General features: G+C 33.2%; 1 protein-coding gene. It reads left to right on the plus strand.

Going from position 1 to position 696, the window contains the following annotated elements:
• Window positions 1-175: 175 nt before the first annotated feature.
• Window positions 176-529: a YhjD family protein gene (locus AC1DOS_RS20425; RefSeq protein WP_477538949.1), complete on the plus strand. Its 354-nt coding sequence runs from the start codon at window positions 176-178 to the stop codon at window positions 527-529.
• Window positions 530-696 lie beyond the last annotated feature (167 nt).

Here is a 696-nt window from a genome sequence, read left to right on the forward strand (position 1 = left end):
GGTTATGTATATCTCGAAAAGTGGAGAAGTTACAAAGAGACGTATTAAAGTTTTGAAGAAATATGGTAAGTCGTTTCAAGCTTATTGTTTTTTGAGAAACACCAAGCGTACATTTTTAATTGATAACGTTCTGGCATTAATCCCCATGGAACGAAAAGAGAGTGTGGTGATTTAATTGGCGCTCATTCCAGCTGAAAGTTCACCTTATTTTGAAAGCATGATTTATTTACCAATGATTATTATTTTATTGGAGCGAGATCGGGTAGTATTTGAGAACGGGAATTTCAAATTAAGTCGACCCTATATAAACATCATCGAACAATCCATAAAAGCTGTTCAAAAGGATCTAAAAGAAACAAAGCTATATCTTAGAAAAAACAACATGAAGATCATTAAAGGTAATCGAGATGATTCTTGCACGGAATACACTTTCTTTTATGGAGGGTATGAACAGCAGCGTAGGTATTTAAATGTGAGGCTACGTAATCGTGTGGAGGAATTGCTTGATATTTACTTGAATATGACATAGGAAAAGCCCTTCCACATAAATGGTTGGGCTTTTAATTTCAAGTTCCTTCTATATAAAGGGCAAGGAAAGGGCAAGGAAAATCAAAGTACAAAAAAAGATTAATTTAAAAGGAAATTAATCAATAATAATATAATGAAAAGATGTAGTGTCTAAGTTGAGGCTTTTGA

The sequence above is a fragment of the Paenisporosarcina sp. P5_A11 genome (assembly GCF_056400705.1).